Origin of the sequence: Cryobacterium adonitolivorans (assembly GCF_004402695.1) — a bacterium.
Lineage (GTDB): Bacteria > Actinomycetota > Actinomycetes > Actinomycetales > Microbacteriaceae > Cryobacterium > Cryobacterium adonitolivorans.
The window spans coordinates 12,264-31,757 of record NZ_SOFL01000040.1 but is presented as its reverse complement, the minus strand read 5'-3'; the positions used below and the strand labels follow the sequence as shown (position 1 = coordinate 31,757).

Below are 19,494 nucleotides of genomic sequence, written 5' to 3'. Positions count from 1 at the left end.
GAGTCGGCGCCGGTCAAGCGTCCCAGCTGCACACGCAGAGCTCGTTGCCCTCCGGGTCGGCGAGCACCCACCAGTCCGGAGCGTGCTCGTCGGTGAGCAGCACTCCCCCGACGTCGATGATGTCCTCCACCCGTTCCTCGCAGTCGGCAACGGGCACGTACACGTCGAGATGGATTCGGTTGCGCTCCGTGCGCTGGATCTCCATGTGCTGGAACCACACCTTGGGGCCGACGCCGCGCGGGTCACGCAGTTCGATGTCGTCCGCGGGACCCGACTCCTGGTAGCCCAGCCCCACCCGCCAGAATGGGCGCACGGCCTCGGCGTCGGTGCAGTCGATGGCTACGTCGGCGCGGCTGGGCACCAGGCGGGTGGCGTGGGCATCCTGCTCGGCGGCGAGTTCCTGGATGCGCAGCGCGAGCCGCAGATCGCGTTCGGTGATTCCGCCCACATCGTGGCTCGACAGCTCGAACTCCACGGACCCGTAGCCCAGTTTGACGTCGGGGTGATGATTCTGGGCGTCCGCGTCGGCGGCGACGGCATCGACCAGGCGCACGGCTGCGGCAAAATCCGCCGTGCGGTAGGTGGCGTACAGCGTTCCCTCCAGATGCAGGAAATCGCCCCCGGAGAGCACCGAGCGGGTTTGGATGGGAGTCAGGGTCTGGCGGGTGTCGTCCATCCGACCACTCTTCCGCGCGGCGCCGACCCGGTCAACCCTGGGCGGAGCGTCACGCTGCCGACCCCTGGACGGTGAGGACTTCCCGCTCGCGCAGCGGATCTGGGTCACGGCGTGCACTGTGCCCTGTTCTGGGGCCACTGTGCATGCTACGGTCAGGCAGTATGCACCACTTGGACAGAGTCGATCTCGAGTTACTGCGTGCGCTGTGCGCCGCCCCTGACAGCACCTATGTGGGGCTCGCCCACACGCTCGGGCTCTCCCGCAACACTGTGCAGGCCCGGATGACCCGGCTCGAGGAGTCCCGGGTGTTCCTCGAGTTCGACCGCCGGGTCTGTCCCGCCGTGCTCGGGTATCCTCTGACGGCGTTCATCGAGGTACACATCGTGCAAAAGCGCGCCGCGGAGATCATCGGCGAGCTCAGCCGAATTCCCGAAATCGTGCAGGCGCACGGCATGAGCGGTGCGGCCGATCTGTTGGTGCGGGTGGCCTGCGCCGACGCCGAAGACCTTTTCAGGATCGATCGCACGATCCTCGCCTGTGAGGGCGTCGAGCGCACCGAGACGTCCCTGGCGATGGGTGAGCTGATCCCGTACCGGATCGTTCCGCTGCTCGAACGCGGCGTGCAGCCCCGCACCGCTTAACGCCCGCAGGCGCCGGGGCCGCACCCGCCGGGACACGCGAAAAGGCCCGCCCTGCCGAAGCAGGACGGGCCTTCCGTCTGACCGGCACACCTGGCGAGAGGTGACCGGCAGAACTAGTGACTAACCTTCGGCCGGAGCTTCGGGTCCCTCGGATGCAGCGTCACGACCGTGCGTGTCGGCTTCATCGGGGAGGACCGGGGCGAGCGAAAGCTTGCCACGGTCGTCAATCTTGGTGATCTCAACGAGGACCTTCTGGCCCACGCCGAGGACGTCTTCGACGTTCTCCACGCGCTTGCCGCCGGCGAGCTTGCGCACCTCAGAGATGTGCAGCAGGCCGTCCTTGCCCGGGAGGAGCGAGACGAAGGCGCCGAAAGCGGCGATCTTCACGACAGTTCCGAGGAACTGCTCGCCAACCTCGGGGTTGGTAGGGTTTGCGACGGAGTTGACCATGGCGCGAGCGGCCTCGGCCGAGGGACCATCGACGGCGCCGATGTACACGGTGCCGTCTTCCTCGATCGAGATGTCGGCTCCGGTCTCGTCCTGGATCGAGTTGATCATCTTGCCCTTCGGGCCGATGAGCTCGCCGATCTTGTCGACGGGGATCTGCACGCTGATCACGCGGGGCGCGGTCGGTGCCATCTCGTCGGGAGCGTCGATCGCGGCGTTCAGCACGGCGAGGATCGTCGTGCGAGCATCCTTCGCCTGCGTCAGCGCGCCGGCCAGGACCGACGCGGGAATGCCGTCGAGCTTGGTGTCGAGCTGGATCGCGGTGACGAACTCGCTCGTGCCGGCAACCTTGAAGTCCATGTCGCCGAGGGCATCTTCGGCACCGAGGATGTCGGTCAGAGCCGCGTAGCGGGTCTTACCGTCGACGGTGTCGGAGATCAGGCCCATTGCGATGCCGGCGACCGGGGCGCGCAGCGGCACTCCGGCGTTCAGCATCGACAGGGTAGAGGCGCAGACGGAACCCATCGAGGTGGATCCGTTGGAGCTGAGCGCCTCGGATACCTGACGGATGGCGTAGGGGAATTCCTCACGCGACGGCAGCACGGGTACCAGGGCACGCTCAGCGAGCGCTCCGTGGCCGATCTCGCGACGCTTGGGCGTGCCGACCCGACCGGTTTCACCGGTGGAGTAGGGCGGGAAGTTGTAGTTGTGCATGTAGCGCTTCTTGGTGACCGGGCTCAGGGAGTCGATGGTCTGCTCGAGCTTGAGCATGTTCAGCGTGGTGACACCCAGGATCTGGGTCTCGCCGCGCTGGAAGATCGCCGAACCGTGCACGCGCGGGATGACCGCAACCTCGGCGTCGAGCGGGCGGATGTCGGCCAGGCCGCGTCCGTCCATACGAACACCCTCGTTGAGAACGCGTGAGCGCACGACGAGCTTGGTGACGGACTTGTACGCCGCGCCGACCTGGTTGTTGGCGGCTGCGGGAAGCTCGCCGGCTTCGACCTTGGCCGCGATGGCGGTCTTGACGGATGCTTTGAGCACGTCGTCAGCATCCTGACGCGCGATCTTGTCGGCGATCACGTAGACGTCCTTCAGTCCCTCGTACGCCAGGGCTGCGACGGCGTCGTAGGTCTCCGGGGTGTACGGGGGGAACAGCGGGTAGTTGCCGGTGGGCTTGGACGCCGCGGCGGCAACCTGCTGCTGGGCGACGATGAGCTGCTTGATGAACGGCTTGGACGCCTCGATGCCCTCGGCGATGACCTCTTCGTTCGGCTTGATGGCGCCGCCCTGGATCAGCGTCCAGGCGTTGTCGGTCGCTTCGGCCTCGATCATCATGATCGCGACGTCTTCGCTGCCATCGGCATCCGTCACAACGCGGCCGGCGACGACCATGCTGAACACGGCGTCAACGACCTGCGAGTGCTTCGGGAAGGCGACCCACTGGCCGGAGCCGTTGTCGTCGGGGATGAGGGCGACGCGGACGCCACCGATCGGGCCGGAGAACGGCAGGCCGGCGATCTGGGTCGACATGGACGCGGCGTTGATGGCCAGGACGTCGTAGTACTCGTCGGGCGCGATGGCCAGAACGGTCACGACAACCTGGATCTCGTTGCGGAGGCCGTCGACGAATGACGGGCGCAGCGGCCGGTCGATCAGACGGCAGGTGAGGATCGCTTCGGTCGACGGGCGGCCTTCGCGGCGGAAGAAGCTGCCCGGGATGCGGCCAGCGGCGTACATGCGCTCTTCGACGTCGATCGTCAGCGGGAAGAAGTCGAAGTTGTCCTTCGGCTGCTTGCTGGCGCTCGTGGCAGAGAGAAGCATGGTCTCTTCGTCGATGTACGCGGCGGCTGAGCCCTGCGCCTGCTGGGCGAGACGCCCGGTTTCGAAACGGATGGTGCGCTTGCCGTACTTGCCGTTGTCAATAACGGTTTCGGCGAACGTGATTTCTGGACCCTCCATATGGGGGTTCTCTCCTTTGTTTAGACTCGTTTGCCCGTGTGGCGCGCGAGTGGGACATCGGAGCAGGAACAGGCAGAACAATCTGCCGAACATGTGTTGGGCGCTGACATTGCTGGCCATCAGTAGAAATTCACCAACGGTGCACTGCGTTTTACAGGCCTGTGCGTTGGGAAACCACCACCGAGGACCAGCGTCCTGCAGGTCTGCTCCGGGTACTGCGGGTAGATCCGAAGATCCACCTGAATAAGCGTAGCAGAACGGGGGTTAATCGACAGGGATGCGGGCGTCGAAGACCGGACCGTCGGCGCAGACCAGGGGGCCTTCCACGCTCGCGTCGGTGCGCACCGGGGCGGCGCAGCCGTGGCAGTAGCCGAGCCCGCAGGCCATGTGCGCCTCGAGCGAGGCCTGCACGGGCACCCCCCAGTGCGCGCCGAGTTCCGCGGCGAGCCGGGCGAGCACCCCGGCTCCACAGACCATGACCACGTCGGGCGGGGTGCGCTCGGGCGTGGCGCCGTCGAACTCGGCGCGCAGGCCGGCGCTGAGGGTGACCAGGTCACTGGAGCCGTCGTCGTCGGTGACCGCGATCACCCGCACGCCCAGTTCGGCGCAGTCGGCGCGGCCGAGCAGCTGCTCAGGACGTTGCCCGCTGAGCACCATGGTCGTGCGGATGCCCGCCGCCTGGGCATCCTCCGCGGCGCCCATCACGCCGCAGATGCCCACGCCCCGGCCGATCAGCAGGGCGGAACGGGTGCCGGTTTCGAATTCGAACCCGCGGCCGAGCGGCCCGGTGACCTGCAGGGTGCCTCCGACGGGAACGGCGGCCAGGGCGCGGGTGCCGCGGCCCACGACGCCGTAGATCAGTTCCACGGTGCCTGGCTGGTCGGCGGTCGCCGGTCGGCGGCGGTGGATGGCCATGGGCCGGGGCAGCAGAATCGTGTCGCCGGCGTGCGGCGGCACCGTGATCATGAGGAACTGGCCGGCCAGCGCGGTGTGCGCGATGCTGCTGCTGGCCAGGACCAGGCGGCGATAGCGCTCCCCCGCCGGCTCGTGCACGAGCATCTCGGCGTCGTCCCAGACGGGTTGCGGGCGCGGCACGGCCTGGCGCGGTCGCACCGAGACCAGGCCGTCGAGCGCCCGGGCATCCGCCTCGGCGAACGCCCGCGCCCGGGCGGCGGCCTCGCGGCGAGCCGCGGCGGCGGCGGTCGCCCGCATACTGTCGTCCCCACCTCGCTGGTCGAGCGCGGGTGACTCAACCTGCGGTTCGTCCCCATCCCGCTGGTCGAGCTTGTCGACGCCGTGCTGAGCTTGCCGAAGTAGACCCGGTGACGTGTCTCGCGGGGTCTCGACAGGCTCGACCAACGGATGGTTGCGTTCCGAGGACACGTTCCGGTTCACAGTGCAGCATCCAACTCGAGCAGCTCCCGGATAGTGCCCACCTCGGCGTCCCGGCACCGTTGCTGCAACCCCCGCGCCACCTCCACCGCCGCGAAAGGCCGGGCGAAGCTGGCGGTTCCCACCTGCACGGCGCTGGCCCCCACCGAGAAGTAGTCGAGGGCATCGTCGGCGGTCTCGACTCCGCCGCAGGCGATCACCGGGATCTGCACCGCCCGTGACGCCAGCCAGACCAGCCGCAGCACGATCGGCTTGATCGACGGCCCGGACAGCCCGCCGATGACGTTGCCGAGAATCGGCCGGCGGGTGAGGGCATCCAGCGGCATCGCCGGGATGGAGTTGGCCACGCAGACGGCGTCGGCGCCGGCCTCCTCGGCGGCGCGGGCACAGTCTGCGATCGAGGCGACCAGCACCGGCAGCTTCACGATGATCGGCTTGTCCGTGACCAGGCGCACGGCGGCGACCACCTCGCGGATTGCCGCAGGGTCCGAGCCGATGTCGGTGCCGTTCCGGTCGAGGTTGGGGCAGGACACGTTGAGTTCGAAGGCGGCACCGTTCTCGCCCAGTGCCGCAACGACCGGAGCGTATTCGCTCGGCCGGTGGCCGCCGACGCTGATGATCGTGGGCACGTCGAGGGCCGCGTAGCGCGGATGCAGGGTGGCTAGGTAGCCGACCGGGCCTCGGCTGGGGATGCCGACGCTGTTGACCATGCCCGCGGGGATCTCGGTGAGCCGGTGCACCGGGTTGCCGCCGCGCGCCGAACCGAAGACGGTCTTGGTGACGGCGGCGCCGAGTTCGGCGACCGGGATGAGTGCGCCCAGTTCCGGGCCGAAGCAGCCGGAGGCCGGCATCACCGGGGTGTGCAGGGTGAGGCTGCCGATCCGCACCGAGAGGTCGACAGTGGCGGCACCGGGGGCGGCGGCGTACGCGGCGCGGGCATCCGGGAACTCTGTGTCTGCACGTACGGCGACCACGGAACGACCTGTCTGCGCGGTTGTCACGGCTTCCGTCTCGCGGAAGCACTCTCTCCGGCGCACCGTGTTCCAGTCTGTCCCCGCCGCTCTGCCGTCATCAGAGCCGAAGGTCCCGGCGGGGCAGCCTCAGAGGCATGTCGCGACAGTGTGGGGGACGCGAGAGTCCCGGGGCACCACCCGCACGCACTAGCCCTGCTACCGGGGCGGGAACATGCCGGCGGGGTTGAAGCCGGCGGGCAGCTCGAAGGGATCCTGCACCCGGCTGGACCGGGCGGAGCGGGCGACGAGCGCCGAGAGCTCCCCCGCCGCGCGTTCGATCCGGGCCGGCAGGGTCTGCACCCGGCTGTCCACGCGGCCGCCGTCGCCGGTGCCCCAGTCCTCCGACGCGGCGAACACCGCGGTGGGCACCACCACGGCGTGCAGGTAGGTGAACATCGGCCGCAGCGCGTAGTCGAGGGCCAGCGAGTGCCGCGGCGTCCCCGCGGTCGCGCCGATCAGCACGGGCTGGTCGGTGAGGGAGCGGTTGTCGATCACGTCGAAGAACGTCTTGAACAGTCCGCTGTAGCTGGTGGTGAAGATCGGGGTGACGGCAATCAGGCCGTCGGCCGCGGTGACGGCCTCGATCATCTCTTCCAGCCGAGGGTTGGCGAACCCGGTGAGCATGTTGTTCATGATGTCCTGGGCGTAGTCGCGCAGTTCGTAGGTCAGCACCGTGGTGGTGATGCCCTCGTCGGCCAGCCGCGCCACGGTGGCCGTGGCGAGCTTGTCGGCGAGCAGCCGGGTGGAGGACGGCTGGCTGAGTCCGGCGGAGACGACCGCCAGGGTGCGCTCGGTCATCTCTATGCTCCAATCGTGCCGGCGCCGGCTAGGCCGAACGCGGCACCGTTCGCCCGGCGGTGCGGGGCGATGGCGGCGGAGGTGTCCAGGTCATCGCGCCCGACCGATGCGGCGGCAGCCGGCGCCTGGGCGGCGGCGAGCACCAGGGACTCGTGGGTGGGGCCATCCGGCACGTTGGCCGGCCGGTTCTTCGCGAATTCCTTGCGGAGCACCGGTACGACCTCTTCACCGAGGAGGTCGAGCTGCTCGAGCACGGTCTTCAGTGGCAGCCCGGCGTGGTCCATCAGCCAGAGCTGGCGCTGGTAGTCGCCGACGTAGTCCCGGAACCCGAGGGTGCGGTCGATGACCTCCTGCGGACTGCCGACGGTGAGCGGGGTCTGCGAGGTGAACTCCTCCATGCTCGGGCCGTTGCCGTAGACCGGGGCGTTGTCGAAGTACGGCCGGAAGTCGCGCTTGGCGTCCTGCGAGTTCTTGCGCATGAACACCTGGCCGCCGAGGCCCACCATGGCCTGCGCGGCCGTGCCGTGGCCGTAGTGCTCGAAGCGGTTGCGGTAGTACTTGACCATCTTCGCGGTGTGCGAGGCCGGCCAGAAGATGTGGTTCGAGAAGAAGCCGTCGCCGTAGTACGCGGCCTGTTCGGCGATCTCTGGGCTGCGGATGCTGCCGTGCCACACGAACGGCGGCACACCGTCGAGCGGCCTCGGGGTGGACTGGAAGCCCTGCAACGGGGTGCGGAACTGGCCTTCCCAGTCGACGAAGTCCTCGCGCCAGAGCCGGCGCAGCAGTGCGTAGTTCTCCAGCGCCAGCGGGATGCCCTGCCGGATGTCCTGACCGAACCAGGGGTAGACCGGGCCGGTGTTGCCGCGGCCCAGGGTGAGGTCCACCCGGCCGTCGGCGACGTGCTGGAGCATTGCGAAGTCCTCGGCGATCTTCACCGGGTCGCTGGTGGTGATCAGCGTGGTCGCGGTGGAGAGGATGATCCGCTCGGTCTTGGCCGCGATGTAGCCGAGCATGGTGGTCGGCGACGAGGGCACGAAGGGCGGGTTGTGGTGCTCGCCGGTGGCGAAGACATCCAGGCCGACCTCTTCGACCTTCTGCGCGATGGTGAGCATGGCCTTGATGCGGGCGTGCTCCGTCGGCGTCTGCCCCGTGGTGGGATCGGTGGTCAGGTCCCCGACCGTGAAGATTCCGAACTGCATTTCCAGCCTCCAAAACTCAATGCGTCTGCATGTATATGGGTGTCAACGGCACATGGCCCGATCCTATTCCCGACCCGGTGCGAGTGCGGTGAGAGCGGGGAGTCACGCGGCCACGCGCCCCCGCCGCACCCTCGCAGCACCCCCGCAGTGGTGCCACTCGGGCACCGGACGCTACATTGGACGGACGACTTTATTCAGTAAGTTAGCCAATTCGCGTGACACCGGAAGGCCCGCGCTCGCCCGCGCCGGACCCCGGCAAGGGAGGACCCCGTGACCAGTCTGAACAGCCGCACCGTCACCGGACACTCCGGCACTGACGCCGGTGCGCACACCGCCGCCCCGTGGTGGACCACGGCCGTGGTGTACCAGGTCTATCCGCGCAGCTTCGCGGACTCGAACGGCGACGGCATCGGTGACCTCGGCGGGGTGCGCGGCAAGCTCGACTACCTCGCCGAGCTCGGCGTCGACGCCATCTGGCTCTCCCCGGTCTACCCGTCCCCGCAGCACGACAACGGCTACGACATCCGCGACTACCAGGACATCGACCCGGTGTTCGGCAGCCTGGCGGAATTCGACCTTCTGCTGGCCGAGGCCCATGAGCGCGGCATCAAGATCGTGATGGACCTGGTGGTCAACCACACCAGCAACGAGCATCCGTGGTTCGTCGAATCACGCTCGTCGATCGACAACCCCAAGCGCGACTGGTACTGGTGGCGCCGGCCCGGAGCGGCCGGCGCCGAACCGAACGGCTGGGGCAGCGCGTTCAGCGGCCCGGCCTGGACCCTGGATGAGACGACGGGCGAGTACTACCTGCACCTGTTCGCGCCGCAACAGCCCGACCTCAACTGGGTGAACCCCGAGGTGCGCCAGGCGGTCTACACGATGATGAACTGGTGGCTGGACCGCGGCGTCGACGGGTTCCGCATGGACGTGATCAACTTCATCGCCAAGCAGGTGGAGCTGGTCAGCGGGCCGGCCGCGGCCACCGATGGTGGTTCGCCGATGGGCGCGCAGATCCACGAATATCTGCAGGAGATGCACCGGATGGTCTTCGCCGGCCGCCCCGACGAGCACCTGACCGTGGGAGAGATGCCCGGCGTGAGCATCGCCGATGCCGTGCTGTTCACGGATGCGGCCCGCGCCGAGGTCGACATGATCTTCCAGTTCGAGCATGTGTCGCTCGACCAGGGAACGCACAAGTTCGACCCGCTGCCGCGCAGCCTGGTGCCACTGAAGCGCAGCCTCGCCCGCTGGCAGGACGGCCTGGCCCAGACCGGCTGGAACAGCCTGTACCTGAACAACCACGACCAGCCGCGGCTGGTGTCCCGGTTCGGCAACGACACGCAGTTCCGTTACGAGTCGGCAACCCTGTGGGCGCTGGTGCTGCACCTGCACCGCGGCACGCCCTATATCTACCAGGGCGAAGAAATCGGCATGACGAACGTGAAGTTCGACACCATCGACCACTACCGGGACATCGAGTCGCTCAACCACTACCGGGAGGCCGTGGAGCAGTTCGACCAGTCTCCGGCGAGCGTGCTGGCCGGGGTGCACGCCATGGGGCGTGACAACGCGCGCACACCGATGCAGTGGGACGATACCGCCCACGCCGGGTTCACCACCGGCACCCCGTGGCTCGCGGCCAACCCGAACTATCCCACCATCAACGTGCGAGCCGACCGGGCCGCTTCGCACAGTGTGTTCGCGTTCTACCAGCGGCTGATCGCGCTGCGGCACGCGGACCCCGTCGTCGCGCTCGGCGCCTTCGAGCTGATCGAGCCCGACCACGAACGGCTGTACGCGTTCACCCGCACGCTGGACGGGCAGACCCTGCTGGTGCTGGCGAACGTGTCAGATGAGCCGTTGACGGTGCGCGGCGAGTGGCTGCCCGACGACATTTCGGGCGCCGAGCTGCTGCTGGGCAACTACCCCGGTGACGGTTCCGCGGCGCTCCGGCCCTGGGAGGCCCGCCTCTACAGGCTCTAACGGATAGCCGATCACCAGGCGGGCCACGATACCGGCAAGGCCGGCCGCCGCAGCACCCACCAGGGCCGCGCGGCCGCGGGCGCCGAGAGCGGGGCAGCTGCCGCGGCAGCGCCCAGCGGCCTGGGGCCGGCGAGGACGATCACGGCGATCGAGGCGACGACGGCCCCGGCAGGGCGAACACCGCCTTCTCCTGCACGAACCACCAGCCGCCATCGGCGAGCAGGGCGGTGCAGAGCAGCTGTGCACCCAGGCCCAGCAGGCCTATCCCGACCATGGCTATCACGATCCAGGCGCCGCGACGCCGGATCGTCGGCGCCGGCGCGGGCTCATCCGGCGCGGGCTCATCGGGCGCGGGCGTGCCGGGTGCGGGCGTGCCGGGGCGCGGCATCCGCAGGAGATCCCGGCGTTGGGAGTCCCGAGGTGAGCACCGCGGCGGCGATCCACGCCCCGGCGGTGACAATCGCCGCGACCAGGTCGAGAGCCAGCAGGAGCGCCGCCGTCATGGCGATTACTCCGACTGCCGGTGCATGAGGTCTCCCTCCGGTGGCGAGGCACGCACACGCCCATTCCCAGCGAACGGGCCATCCGCCAAAAAGCCACTCCGCCGTCGCCGTCAACGCGAGGGCCTCGGCCCAGGTGCCGGCTCCCTTCTGTTGCCGCAACGGACATTTGCGTCCGGCGCACCGGACGCAAATGTCCGTTCGGGGAACAGTTCCGCGGCTACTTGCCCTTGAGGGCGCGCTCCTCGCGTTCGATCTCCTCACGACGGGTGGCGTCGACGAGAAGCTTGGCGTTGATGCCCACCAGCGAGTGGCGACGGCCGTAGGCGAAGTAGACGATGAAACCGAGCAGCAGCCAGACTGCGAAGCGCGCCCAGGTGAGCGTGGTGAGGTTCAGCATCAGCCAGAAGCAGAGCACGGCCGAGAGGATCGGCAGGAACGGCGACAGCGGCACCTTGAACGAGCGCTTGAGGTCCGGCCGCTTCTTGCGCAGCACCACGACGGCGATGCTCACGAGCACAAACGCGGAGAGGGTGCCGATGTTGATCATCTCTTCGAGCACGCCCACGTCGGTGAGCCCGGCGATCAGCGCGACGGCCGCACCGGTGATGATCTGGATGCGCACCGGCGTGCGGCGCTTCTCCGAGGTGACGCTGAGCCAGCGGGGCAGCAGGCCGTCGCGGCTCATGGCGAAGAGCACCCGCGACAGTCCGAGCAGCAGCACCATGATCACCGTGGTGAGGCCGGCCAGGATGCCGATGGAGATGACCTGGGCGGCCCAGCCGGCGCCCACGGCGATGAAGGCGGTGGCGAGGGACGCGTTGGGGTCGTCGGCGAGCACGGTGTACGGCACCATTCCCGTGAGCACGAGGCTCACTCCGACGTAGAGCACGGTGACGATGGCCAGGCCGGCGAAGATGCCGCGCGGCAGGGTCTTCTGCGGATCCTTGACCTCTTCGGCGCTGGTGGCGACCACGTCGAAGCCGATGAAGGCGAAGAAGACCAGGGAGGCACCGGCGAGCAGGCCGAAGATGCCGTACTGCGCCGGGGCGGCGCCGGTCATGAAGGAGAACAGGGACTGGGTCCACACGTCGCTGCCGACGCCATCCGTGGTGGGCACGGCCTCGGGGATGAACGGCGAGTAGTTGGCCGGGTTGATGAAGAAGGCGCCGACGACGATGACGAAGAGCACGATCGCCACCTTGACGATGGTGAAGACGCTGGCGACGCGGGCGGAGAGCTGGGTGCCGAGCACCAGCAGGGTGGTGAAGATGGCGACGATCACGAACGCGCCCCAGCTCACGTCGAGGCCGACCACGTTGATGGTGGCGGGGATGTCCCAGTTCCAGAGCGCGAAGACGTTGCTGAGGTAGATGCCCCAGTACTTGGCGATCACGGCCGCGGCGGTGAGCATCTCCAGGATCAGGTCCCAGCCTATTATCCAGGCCAGCAGCTCGCCCAGAGTGGCGTAGGTGAAGGTGTATGCGGAGCCGGCCACGGGCACCGCGGAGGCGAACTCGGCGTAACACATGATCGCGAGGGCGCAGGTGACCGCGGCGAGCACGAAGGCGAGCGTCACGGACGGCCCGGCGTAGCTGCCGGCGGCCTTGGCGCCCACGGAGAAGATGCCGGCGCCGACGGCGACCGCCACTCCCATGATCATCAGGTCCCAGGTGCCGAGGGTGCGTTTGAGACTGTGCCCCTTTTCCAGGGAATCCTCGATCGATGACTCGATGCTCTTCGTACGCCAGAGACTCATGGGGGGGTGTCCGTTCCGTGTAAAGCTCAAGTTTAGGGCAGTACTTCGGCGGCGGCAGGCCGAAAGTCCCTGCCGGACACCCCGAAACGTTCGCGGGGCGCCCGGCAGGGACCTGGCCTCAGAAACGGTGTGCCGGCCTAGCCGGACCGGGCGGTCCTGGGCAGTTCGAGCACCGCCTCGGCGGCCTGCGCCAGCGCCCGGCCGTATGCCGCGCCATGCCCGGCGGCATGCACGGCCAGCGGATGCAGCTGGTGCAGCGGCGTGCGCGCCCGCCAGCCCGGCTTCAACGGCGAGGCCGACTCGTAGCCGGCGGCGATCTCCTCCAGGTACGGGCAGCCGAACAGGGCGAGCATCGCCAGGTCGGTCTCGCGGTGGCCGCCGTGCGCGGCCGGGTCAATCAGCACGACCCCGTCGGCCGACCACAGCACGTTGCCGGTCCACAGGTCCCCGTGCACCCGGGCCGGCGAGGCACCGTCGTCGAAGTCGCCGGCCTCGATGCGTGCGCAGGCCGCGTGCACGACCTCGGACTGCCTGGCGGTGATTCCGCCCACGTCGACGGCGATGTCCAGGTATGGCAGCACCCGGTAGCGGGCGTAGAACACTCCCCAGCTGTTCTCATAGGCGGTGGGGAGGCTGCGATTGCCGATGAACAGCGGGCCGCTCCAGTTGTCGGGTGGGGCGCCGAATGCCGAGGCGCCGGCCGAGTGGGTCACCGACAGCTCGGCGCCGAAGGCTCGGGCGGCCGACCGGGTGGGTGGCACCTCGTCGACGGTCTCGAGCACGATGTGCCCCGGCTCGAGGCCGATCACCTGTGCCGTACGCACTCCCCCGGGTACCGCCAGCCAGACCAGGCCGGCGGCCTCGGCCTCGAAGAAGCCGGAGGGTGCGCCGTGATGCCGCTTGTCGAAGCCGCGCGGGTCACCGCCGGGTGAGCTGACGAAGTCGTTCATCCCCCCACTCTTGCCGCTTGCCCGGCCCGGCGCTACGGGAAACGGTCGCGAGCCGTGAGAAAAGCACCCTCCCGGGCGTCGGGAAGGTGCTTAACTCACGGCTCGCGAGATCATCCCCGGGTACACAAAACGGGCCGCCACCCCAGGGGTGACGGCCCGTTTCGAAGAAGATCGCGTTATCAGCGAACCATTCGGCTACTACCTAGCGGCGCAGGCCGAGACGCTCGATGAGCGAGCGGTAACGGTTGATGTCCACGTCGGACAGGTAGCCGAGCAGACGGCGACGCTGACCAACCAGGAGGAGCAGGCCACGACGCGAGTGGTGGTCGTGCTTGTGCTCTTTGAGGTGCTCCGTGAGGTCGAGAATGCGCTGCGTGAGCATTGCAATCTGGACTTCGGGGGAACCCGTGTCGCCCGGGTGGGTAGCGTACTTTTCGATGATCGCCTTCTTAGCATTAGCTTCGAGTGCCATAGATGGGATCCCCTTTCTCTCACTGCGCGGTGCTCGGGGCAGAATGCCTGAGCTCTCTTTATCCGCGGCCGTTGAACGGCAACCTCAAGAGCTTAGCAGAGTTGGGCCGAGCCTGGCGGGTCGTGGTCCCCCCTCCCGTCGCCGATGATTGACTTAAGGGCCCCGAACGAGGGGAACCACGCAGCACCCGCACGGCAATATTGAGGAGCCCCGATGGAATCGACAGAGCTGGATTCGATTGTCACTGAGTCAGCCATCCGCGGTTCCGGTCTGATCACCCTCTCGCTGACCGCGACGCCGGTGCTCAGCTACGCCCTGGCGCACAACCGCATCAACGTGGTCGGCCGGGTGGGCGTCGACAACCGCGGTCCCGCCGTGCGGGAGGCCGTGCTACGGCTCGAGGTGCTCAGTGCCGGCGACACCCTCGGCAGCGCACGTGACCTGCTCGTGGACCTCGCCGCCGAGCGCACCGCCACCTTCACGGATGTCTCCCTCACCGTCGACCCCGCCGCCATGCTGCTCATCGAGGAGCAGCGCCCGGCCGAGATCCGGGCCAGCCTGCTCATCGACGGCATCGTCGTAGCCGAGGCCGGCGAGCCCATCCAGTTGCTCGCCGCCCAACAGTGGATCGCCCAGCCCGTGGACCTGGCGCTGGAGATGCTCTCGGCGCACGTGCTGCCCAACCACCCCGAGATCGCGGTCCTGCTGGACGAGGCCGCCGCGGCGCTCGAGGCCCGCACCGGCTCGGCAGCGATGCCCGGCTACCAGTCGGGCCCCGACCGGGTCGACCAGGTGGTCGAGTCGGTGTTCGTGGCCATGCGGGCCCGCGGCATCCGCTACGCCACCCCGCCGGCCAGCTGGTCCGACGACGGCCAGAAGGTGCGCACGCCCGGCGAGGTGCTGGGCACGGCCGACCGGGGCGGGGCGGGCGGGGTGGGCGGGGTGGGCACCTGCCTCGACACCGTCGTCGTGATGGCCGCCGCCCTCGAGCAGGCCGGGCTGCATCCACTGCTGTGGGTGGTCGCCGGGCACGCGTTCCTCGGCTACTGGCGTGAAGAGGAGACCCTCGGCGCGCCCGCGCTCACCGACGTGGCCGAGGTGATCAACCTCATCGACCTCGACCTGATCCGGCTCGTGGAGACCACCCAGGTCACCGACCATGGCGCCGGCACTCCGGTCACCTTCGCGCAGGCCCAGCGCTCCCCCTACCTGGAGTGGCTCGCCGATCTGGACACCGTGATCGGCGTGGTCGACGTGGTGCAGGCGCGGCGCACGCACATCCTGCCGCTGCCCGCCCGCACCGTGACCGGCGACGGCACCGTGGTCGTCACCGAGTACCGGCCGGCGATCGTCTCGCCCGGCGGCACCGGCGCGGCGTCCGGGGCGGATGCGGCGAGCGCCGCCGGGGCCCCGACCAGCCCGTCCCTGAGCACGCCGCCCAGTAGTACGCCGCCCCGAATCACCCAGTGGAAGAACGCCCTGCTCGACCTGAGTCTGCGTAACCGGCTGATCAACTTCACCGAACGCGGCGCCCTCGCACTAACGGTGCCCGACCAGCATCTGGCCGGTGTCGAAGACCTCGTGACCGGCGGCACCGGGTTGACCCTGCTGCCCGCCGACCGGATGACGACGACCGACCGGGAGCGCGGCATCCGGTTCGGCCGGGACCTGCCCGTCGACCAGCTCGTGGCGGTGCTCGCCGACAAGAAGGCCGTCTACGCCGACGTTACCGACGCCGCCTATGCCACCAAGCTGCGGGCGCTGGCCTACAAGGCCCGCACCGTGGTGCAGGAGACCGGCGCCAACAACCTCTACCTGGCCTTCGGCTCGCTGGTCTGGACCGCGAACGACCGGGAACTCCGCAGCCCACTGGTGCTCGTTCCCGTGGTGCTCGAAGCGGCCGGCCGCGGCGGCGACTACAGGGTGCGGCTCGACGAGGCCGGGGCATCCACGCCCAACTACTGCCTGCTCGAGAAGCTCCGGCAGCTGCACGGCCTCACGATCGACGGCCTGGCGACCCCTGTCGCCGACACCGCCGGGGACGCTGCCCGTATCGACACCGCCGGCATCGACCTGGCCGCCGCGTTCCGCGCCACCCGCGAGGCGCTGTTGGCGGCCGGGCTGCCCTACCGGGTCGAGGAGACCCTCGACCTGTCGATCCTGCAGTTCGCCAAGTTCCGGCTCTGGAAGGACCTCGACGAGAACTGGCAGACGCTGGCCGAGAACTCCCTGGTGAGCCACCTCGTGCACACCCCCACCCAGCCGTTCGTCGACCCGGTGGCGCTGCCGGCGCCCGCCGACCTCGACGCGCTCGGCGCCGAGTGCCCGGTGCCCGGTGACTCGTCGCAATTGGCCGCCGTGGCCGAGGCCATCGCCGAGCGCACCTTCGTGCTCGAGGGCCCACCCGGCACCGGCAAGTCGCAGACCATCACCAACCTGCTCACCCGCGCCGTCTACGAGGGCAAGAAGGTGCTGTTCGTCGCCGAGAAACGCGCCGCCCTGCAGGTGGTGCAGGCCCGGCTGAACGAGGTGGGCATGGGCCCGTTCGCCCTGGACCTGCACGACAAGGCCAGCAAGCCCGCCGCCGTGCGGGCCCAGATCCGGCAGGCCCTCGAGCACAAGGTGACGGTGGACGGCCAGGGGCTGAAGAACGACCTCGACGTGCTCGGCACCGCCCGGCGCAGCCTGGCCAGGTACACCGACCGGTTGCACGAACAGAACGGCGCCGGCCTGTCCTTCTACTCCGCCCGCACCGCACAGCTCACGGCCGACGACGACGTGCGGGCCCTGCCCGTGCCGGCCGACCTGCCCGCGCGCATCACGGCCGACGAGCTCGACGAGCTGCGGCGGACGCTGCGGGACCTGCCAGAGGCGACCGATCCGGCCCGGCCGCGGCCGCAGCATCCGTGGGCGTTCATCACCGCGCCGCCCGCCACCCCCCTCGACCTGGCCACCGTTGCCCGCGCCGCGCTGGAGCTGGACGAGGCCCTGGCCGCGCTCCCCCGCGCCGACGAGACGGCCGGGTCTGGCGCCGCCGCGGTGGTCGCCGCCACCCCGAGCGTCGTGGCCGCAGCGGCCAGCCCTACCGAGCTCGTCTCCCTGAGCAGTCTCGCCGACGCGGATCGGGTGCCGCTGGCCACTCTCGATAGCACCCGCTCCCCGGCCTGGGTCGCGGCCGCGGCGGCCGCCGAGCAGTCCACCACCACTTTTGCGCAGGCCGAGCACCCGGCGTTGACCGTGCTCGAGCCCGGTGCCCTGCGGCTGGACGCCGCGTCTCTGCACCGGGACGCCCAGGCGGCGGATGCCTCAAGCTTCTTCGGTCGCCGTGGCCGCCGGAAGGCCGTGTTCGCGCGGCTGGCCGCCGAGGTGCGGCCAGGGGCCAAGGTGCCTCTCGGCTCCCTCTCCACCGTCACCGGCCAGCTCGCCGACAGCCAGGCCCAGCTGCACGCCCTGCGGGCCGGGGTGCGGGCCGTCGACGGCGTGAGTATTCCGGACGACTGGAACCCCCTCGCCGGCGCCGGCCGGGACGCGCTCGCCGCCCGCCTCGCATGGCTGCGCTGGGCCGGTGGCGTCGTCGCGTCAGAGCACCGCGACCTCGGCGCTGACTTCGTGGCCGCCCTGCGCGACTACCTCGACGCCACCGCCGAACCGGATCCGGCTCTCGCCACCGCGCTGAACCGGGCGCTCCTCGCCCTGCAGGCCGTGATGACGGCCACCGGTGCCGGACCGGCCGCCATCACCGGGTGGGCTGCGGACGGCGGCCTGGTCGCCGTCTGGTCCCGCGGCCTCGAGGAACGCGACGCGCAGGCGCCGGGGTTGCCCACCCTCACCCGGTGGATCGCCCTGCTCGAACACCTCGAACCGCTGGCTCGGCTCGGGCTCACGGCCGCGCACACGGCGGTCCTCCGCGGCGAGGTCGACGCCGACGACGCCGGCCTGGCGTTCGAGAAGGGGCTCGCCACCGCATCCGTCGCCGAACGCGGACAGGCCACCACCCTGGACCAGTTCGACGCCGCCGCCCAGAACCGCTCGATCACCCGCTTCACCACGTCATCCGGTGCAGTGCGCCGGCATCTGCCCACCTTCATCCCTTACAGCGTGCTGCGGCGGCGCACCATCGGCGCCGCCCCGGACACCGCCGGGGAAACGACCGGGAGCCCGGCCGCGGAGACGGCTGCCAGGCTCGGCCTGCTCAAACGTCAGCTGGACCGGCAGCGCGGCGGCATGGGGGTGCGTGAGCTCATGCACGAGTTCGGTGACCTGATCACCGACATCCTGCCGTGCATGCTGATGAGCCCGGAGTCGGTGGCCAGGTTTTTCCCCGCCCAGGCCGGCCTTTTCGACATCGTGGTCTTCGACGAGGCCTCCCAGGTGCGGGTATCCGACGCCGTCGGCGCCATGGGGCGGGCCCGCTCGGTGGTGGTGGTCGGCGACAGCAAGCAGATGCCGCCCACCTCGTTCGCGGAGTCGACCATCGGCTCGGGCGAGGAAGACGGCGACACCCTCGAGTTCGTCCGCGACGAGGAGTCGATCCTGTCGGAGTGCGTGCAGGCCCAGGTGCCCAGCAAGTGGCTGTCCTGGCACTACCGCAGCCAGGATGAATCGCTGATCGCCTTCAGCAACCGCGCGTACTACCGTGACCGGTTGTCCTCGTTCCCGGCTCCGCATCACGGTGCGGGCACGGCTGCCGGCACGGGCTCCGGCTCGGCTGCCGGCACCGGCTCCGCGGGCTACGGAGTGAGCCTCCGCCGGGTCGACGGGGCCTTCCTGCGCAGCGGCACGGGCAAGAGCCTGCGCACCAACCCGGTCGAGGCCCAGGCCATCGTCGCCGAGATCCTGGCCCGGTTCGCCGCCGAGCCCGAGGGCACCCCGTCCATCGGAGTGATCACCTTCAACGTGCAGCAGCGGGCCCTCATCGAGGGCAGTCTCCGCGACAGCGGCGACGATCGCATCGTGCACGCCCTCGACACCGACACTGACGGCCTGTTCGTGAAGAACCTGGAGAACGTGCAGGGCGACGAGCGCGACACCATCCTGTTCTCCACGGCGTTCAGCGCGGATGCCTCCGGCCGGCTGCCGTTGAACTTCGGTCCGCTCAACCTGCCCGGCGGCGAGCGCCGCCTGAACGTGGCGATCACCCGGGCCAGGCGCCAGGTGATCGTGTTCAGCAGCTTCGCACCCGCCGACCTGCGCGCCGAGGAGACCATCTCGGCCGGGGTGAAGGACCTGCGGGCCTACCTCGACCTCGCCGCCGGCGGCTCCGACGGTCTGGCCAGCCCGCTGCGCCAGTCCGGGGCCCTGGACCGGCACCGGGAGGAGATCGCCGAGGCCCTGCGCGAGCGCGGCTTCGCGGTGCACGCGGATGTGGGGCTGTCCGACTTCCGGGTGGACCTCAGCGTGGCCACGGCCGGGGCGCCCGGGCATCCGGTGATGGCCGTGCTGCTCGACGGCCCCACCTGGGCGGCCCGCCGCACGGTCTCCGACCGGGACGGCCTGCCCGTCGAGGTGCTCTCCAGGCTGATGGGTTGGCCTGCGGTGGAGCGGGTGTGGCTGCCCGAGTGGCTCGGCGACCGCGACGCGGTGCTGGACCGCCTCGCCGAGAAGCTGGACGCCCTCGACGCCGCCCGCCAGGCGCACGAGGCCGCCGCGCTGGCGTAGCCGGGCCGCCGAGGTCCGGCCTCCCCTGGCGGCACATTTTT

14 protein-coding genes are annotated in these 19,494 nt (G+C 69.7%); 3 read left to right on the top strand and 11 right to left on the bottom strand.

All coding sequences use genetic code 11. The annotated features are described in order from the left end of the window. Positions 1 to 13: 13 nt before the first annotated feature. Positions 14 to 676 carry a VOC family protein gene (locus E3O42_RS12340; protein WP_134454226.1) on the bottom strand — a complete coding sequence of 221 codons (663 nt, stop codon included), beginning with the start codon at positions 674 to 676 and terminating at the stop codon, positions 14 to 16. Positions 677 to 837: 161 nt separating this feature from the next. Here E3O42_RS12340 and E3O42_RS12335 point away from each other — a divergent pair, with 161 nt between their 5' ends. Then, complete coding sequence (locus tag E3O42_RS12335) at positions 838 to 1,317, top strand: Lrp/AsnC family transcriptional regulator (RefSeq protein ID WP_134454225.1); 480 nt, start codon at positions 838 to 840, stop codon at positions 1,315 to 1,317. 120 nt (positions 1,318 to 1,437) lie between these two features. Here the strand turns inward: E3O42_RS12335 and E3O42_RS12330 are convergent, their stop codons facing one another. The 5 genes from E3O42_RS12330 to E3O42_RS12310 form a co-directional block, all read right to left on the bottom strand. Beyond that, positions 1,438 to 3,726 carry a polyribonucleotide nucleotidyltransferase gene (locus E3O42_RS12330; RefSeq protein WP_134454224.1) on the bottom strand — a complete coding sequence of 763 codons (2,289 nt, stop codon included), beginning with the start codon at positions 3,724 to 3,726 and terminating at the stop codon, positions 1,438 to 1,440. Between the two features lie 264 nt (positions 3,727 to 3,990). Next, positions 3,991 to 4,938: an iron-sulfur cluster-binding protein gene (locus E3O42_RS12325; RefSeq protein ID WP_134454223.1), complete on the bottom strand. Its 948-nt coding sequence runs from the start codon at positions 4,936 to 4,938 to the stop codon at positions 3,991 to 3,993. 179 nt (positions 4,939 to 5,117) lie between these two features. Beyond that, the gene (locus tag E3O42_RS12320; RefSeq protein ID WP_198414135.1) at positions 5,118 to 6,119 is read right to left on the bottom strand and encodes a dihydroorotate dehydrogenase; all 1,002 of its coding nucleotides are present in this window, start codon (positions 6,117 to 6,119) and stop codon (positions 5,118 to 5,120) included. A gap of 168 nt (positions 6,120 to 6,287) precedes the next feature. Further along, positions 6,288 to 6,929 (bottom strand): FMN reductase, encoded by a 642-nt coding sequence (locus tag E3O42_RS12315; protein ID WP_134454222.1) that lies wholly within the window; start codon positions 6,927 to 6,929, stop codon positions 6,288 to 6,290. Positions 6,930 to 6,931: 2 nt separating this feature from the next. Further along, complete coding sequence (locus E3O42_RS12310) at positions 6,932 to 8,128, bottom strand: LLM class flavin-dependent oxidoreductase (protein ID WP_134454221.1); 1,197 nt, start codon at positions 8,126 to 8,128, stop codon at positions 6,932 to 6,934. 279 nt (positions 8,129 to 8,407) lie between these two features. Here E3O42_RS12310 and E3O42_RS12305 point away from each other — a divergent pair, with 279 nt between their 5' ends. After that, on the top strand, positions 8,408 to 10,114 hold the full coding sequence (locus tag E3O42_RS12305; RefSeq protein ID WP_134454285.1) for a glycoside hydrolase family 13 protein: 1,707 nt from the start codon (positions 8,408 to 8,410) through the stop codon (positions 10,112 to 10,114). A 139-nt stretch (positions 10,115 to 10,253) separates the two neighbouring features. Here E3O42_RS12305 and E3O42_RS18760 read toward each other — a convergent pair whose 3' ends face one another. From E3O42_RS18760 to rpsO, 5 genes are all read right to left on the bottom strand, one after another. Next, entirely contained in the window at positions 10,254 to 10,388 is a 135-nt protein-coding gene (locus E3O42_RS18760) for a hypothetical protein (RefSeq protein WP_255455075.1), read from the bottom strand. 67 nt (positions 10,389 to 10,455) lie between these two features. Then, entirely contained in the window at positions 10,456 to 10,617 is a 162-nt protein-coding gene (locus E3O42_RS18055) for a hypothetical protein (RefSeq protein WP_166787991.1), read from the bottom strand. 217 nt (positions 10,618 to 10,834) lie between these two features. Beyond that, positions 10,835 to 12,373: an amino acid permease gene (locus E3O42_RS12300; RefSeq protein WP_134454220.1), complete on the bottom strand. Its 1,539-nt coding sequence runs from the start codon at positions 12,371 to 12,373 to the stop codon at positions 10,835 to 10,837. Between the two features lie 137 nt (positions 12,374 to 12,510). Beyond that, positions 12,511 to 13,323, bottom strand: a complete 813-nt coding sequence (locus E3O42_RS12295; RefSeq protein WP_134454219.1) for a fructosamine kinase family protein — start codon at positions 13,321 to 13,323, stop codon at positions 12,511 to 12,513. Positions 13,324 to 13,525: 202 nt separating this feature from the next. Then, on the bottom strand, positions 13,526 to 13,795 hold the full coding sequence (rpsO, locus tag E3O42_RS12290; RefSeq protein WP_066594293.1) for a 30S ribosomal protein S15: 270 nt from the start codon (positions 13,793 to 13,795) through the stop codon (positions 13,526 to 13,528). Between the two features lie 213 nt (positions 13,796 to 14,008). Here rpsO and E3O42_RS12285 point away from each other — a divergent pair, with 213 nt between their 5' ends. Beyond that, the gene (locus tag E3O42_RS12285) at positions 14,009 to 19,453 is read left to right on the top strand and encodes a DUF4011 domain-containing protein (protein WP_134454218.1); all 5,445 of its coding nucleotides are present in this window, start codon (positions 14,009 to 14,011) and stop codon (positions 19,451 to 19,453) included. The last annotated feature ends 41 nt before the right edge of the window (positions 19,454 to 19,494 follow it).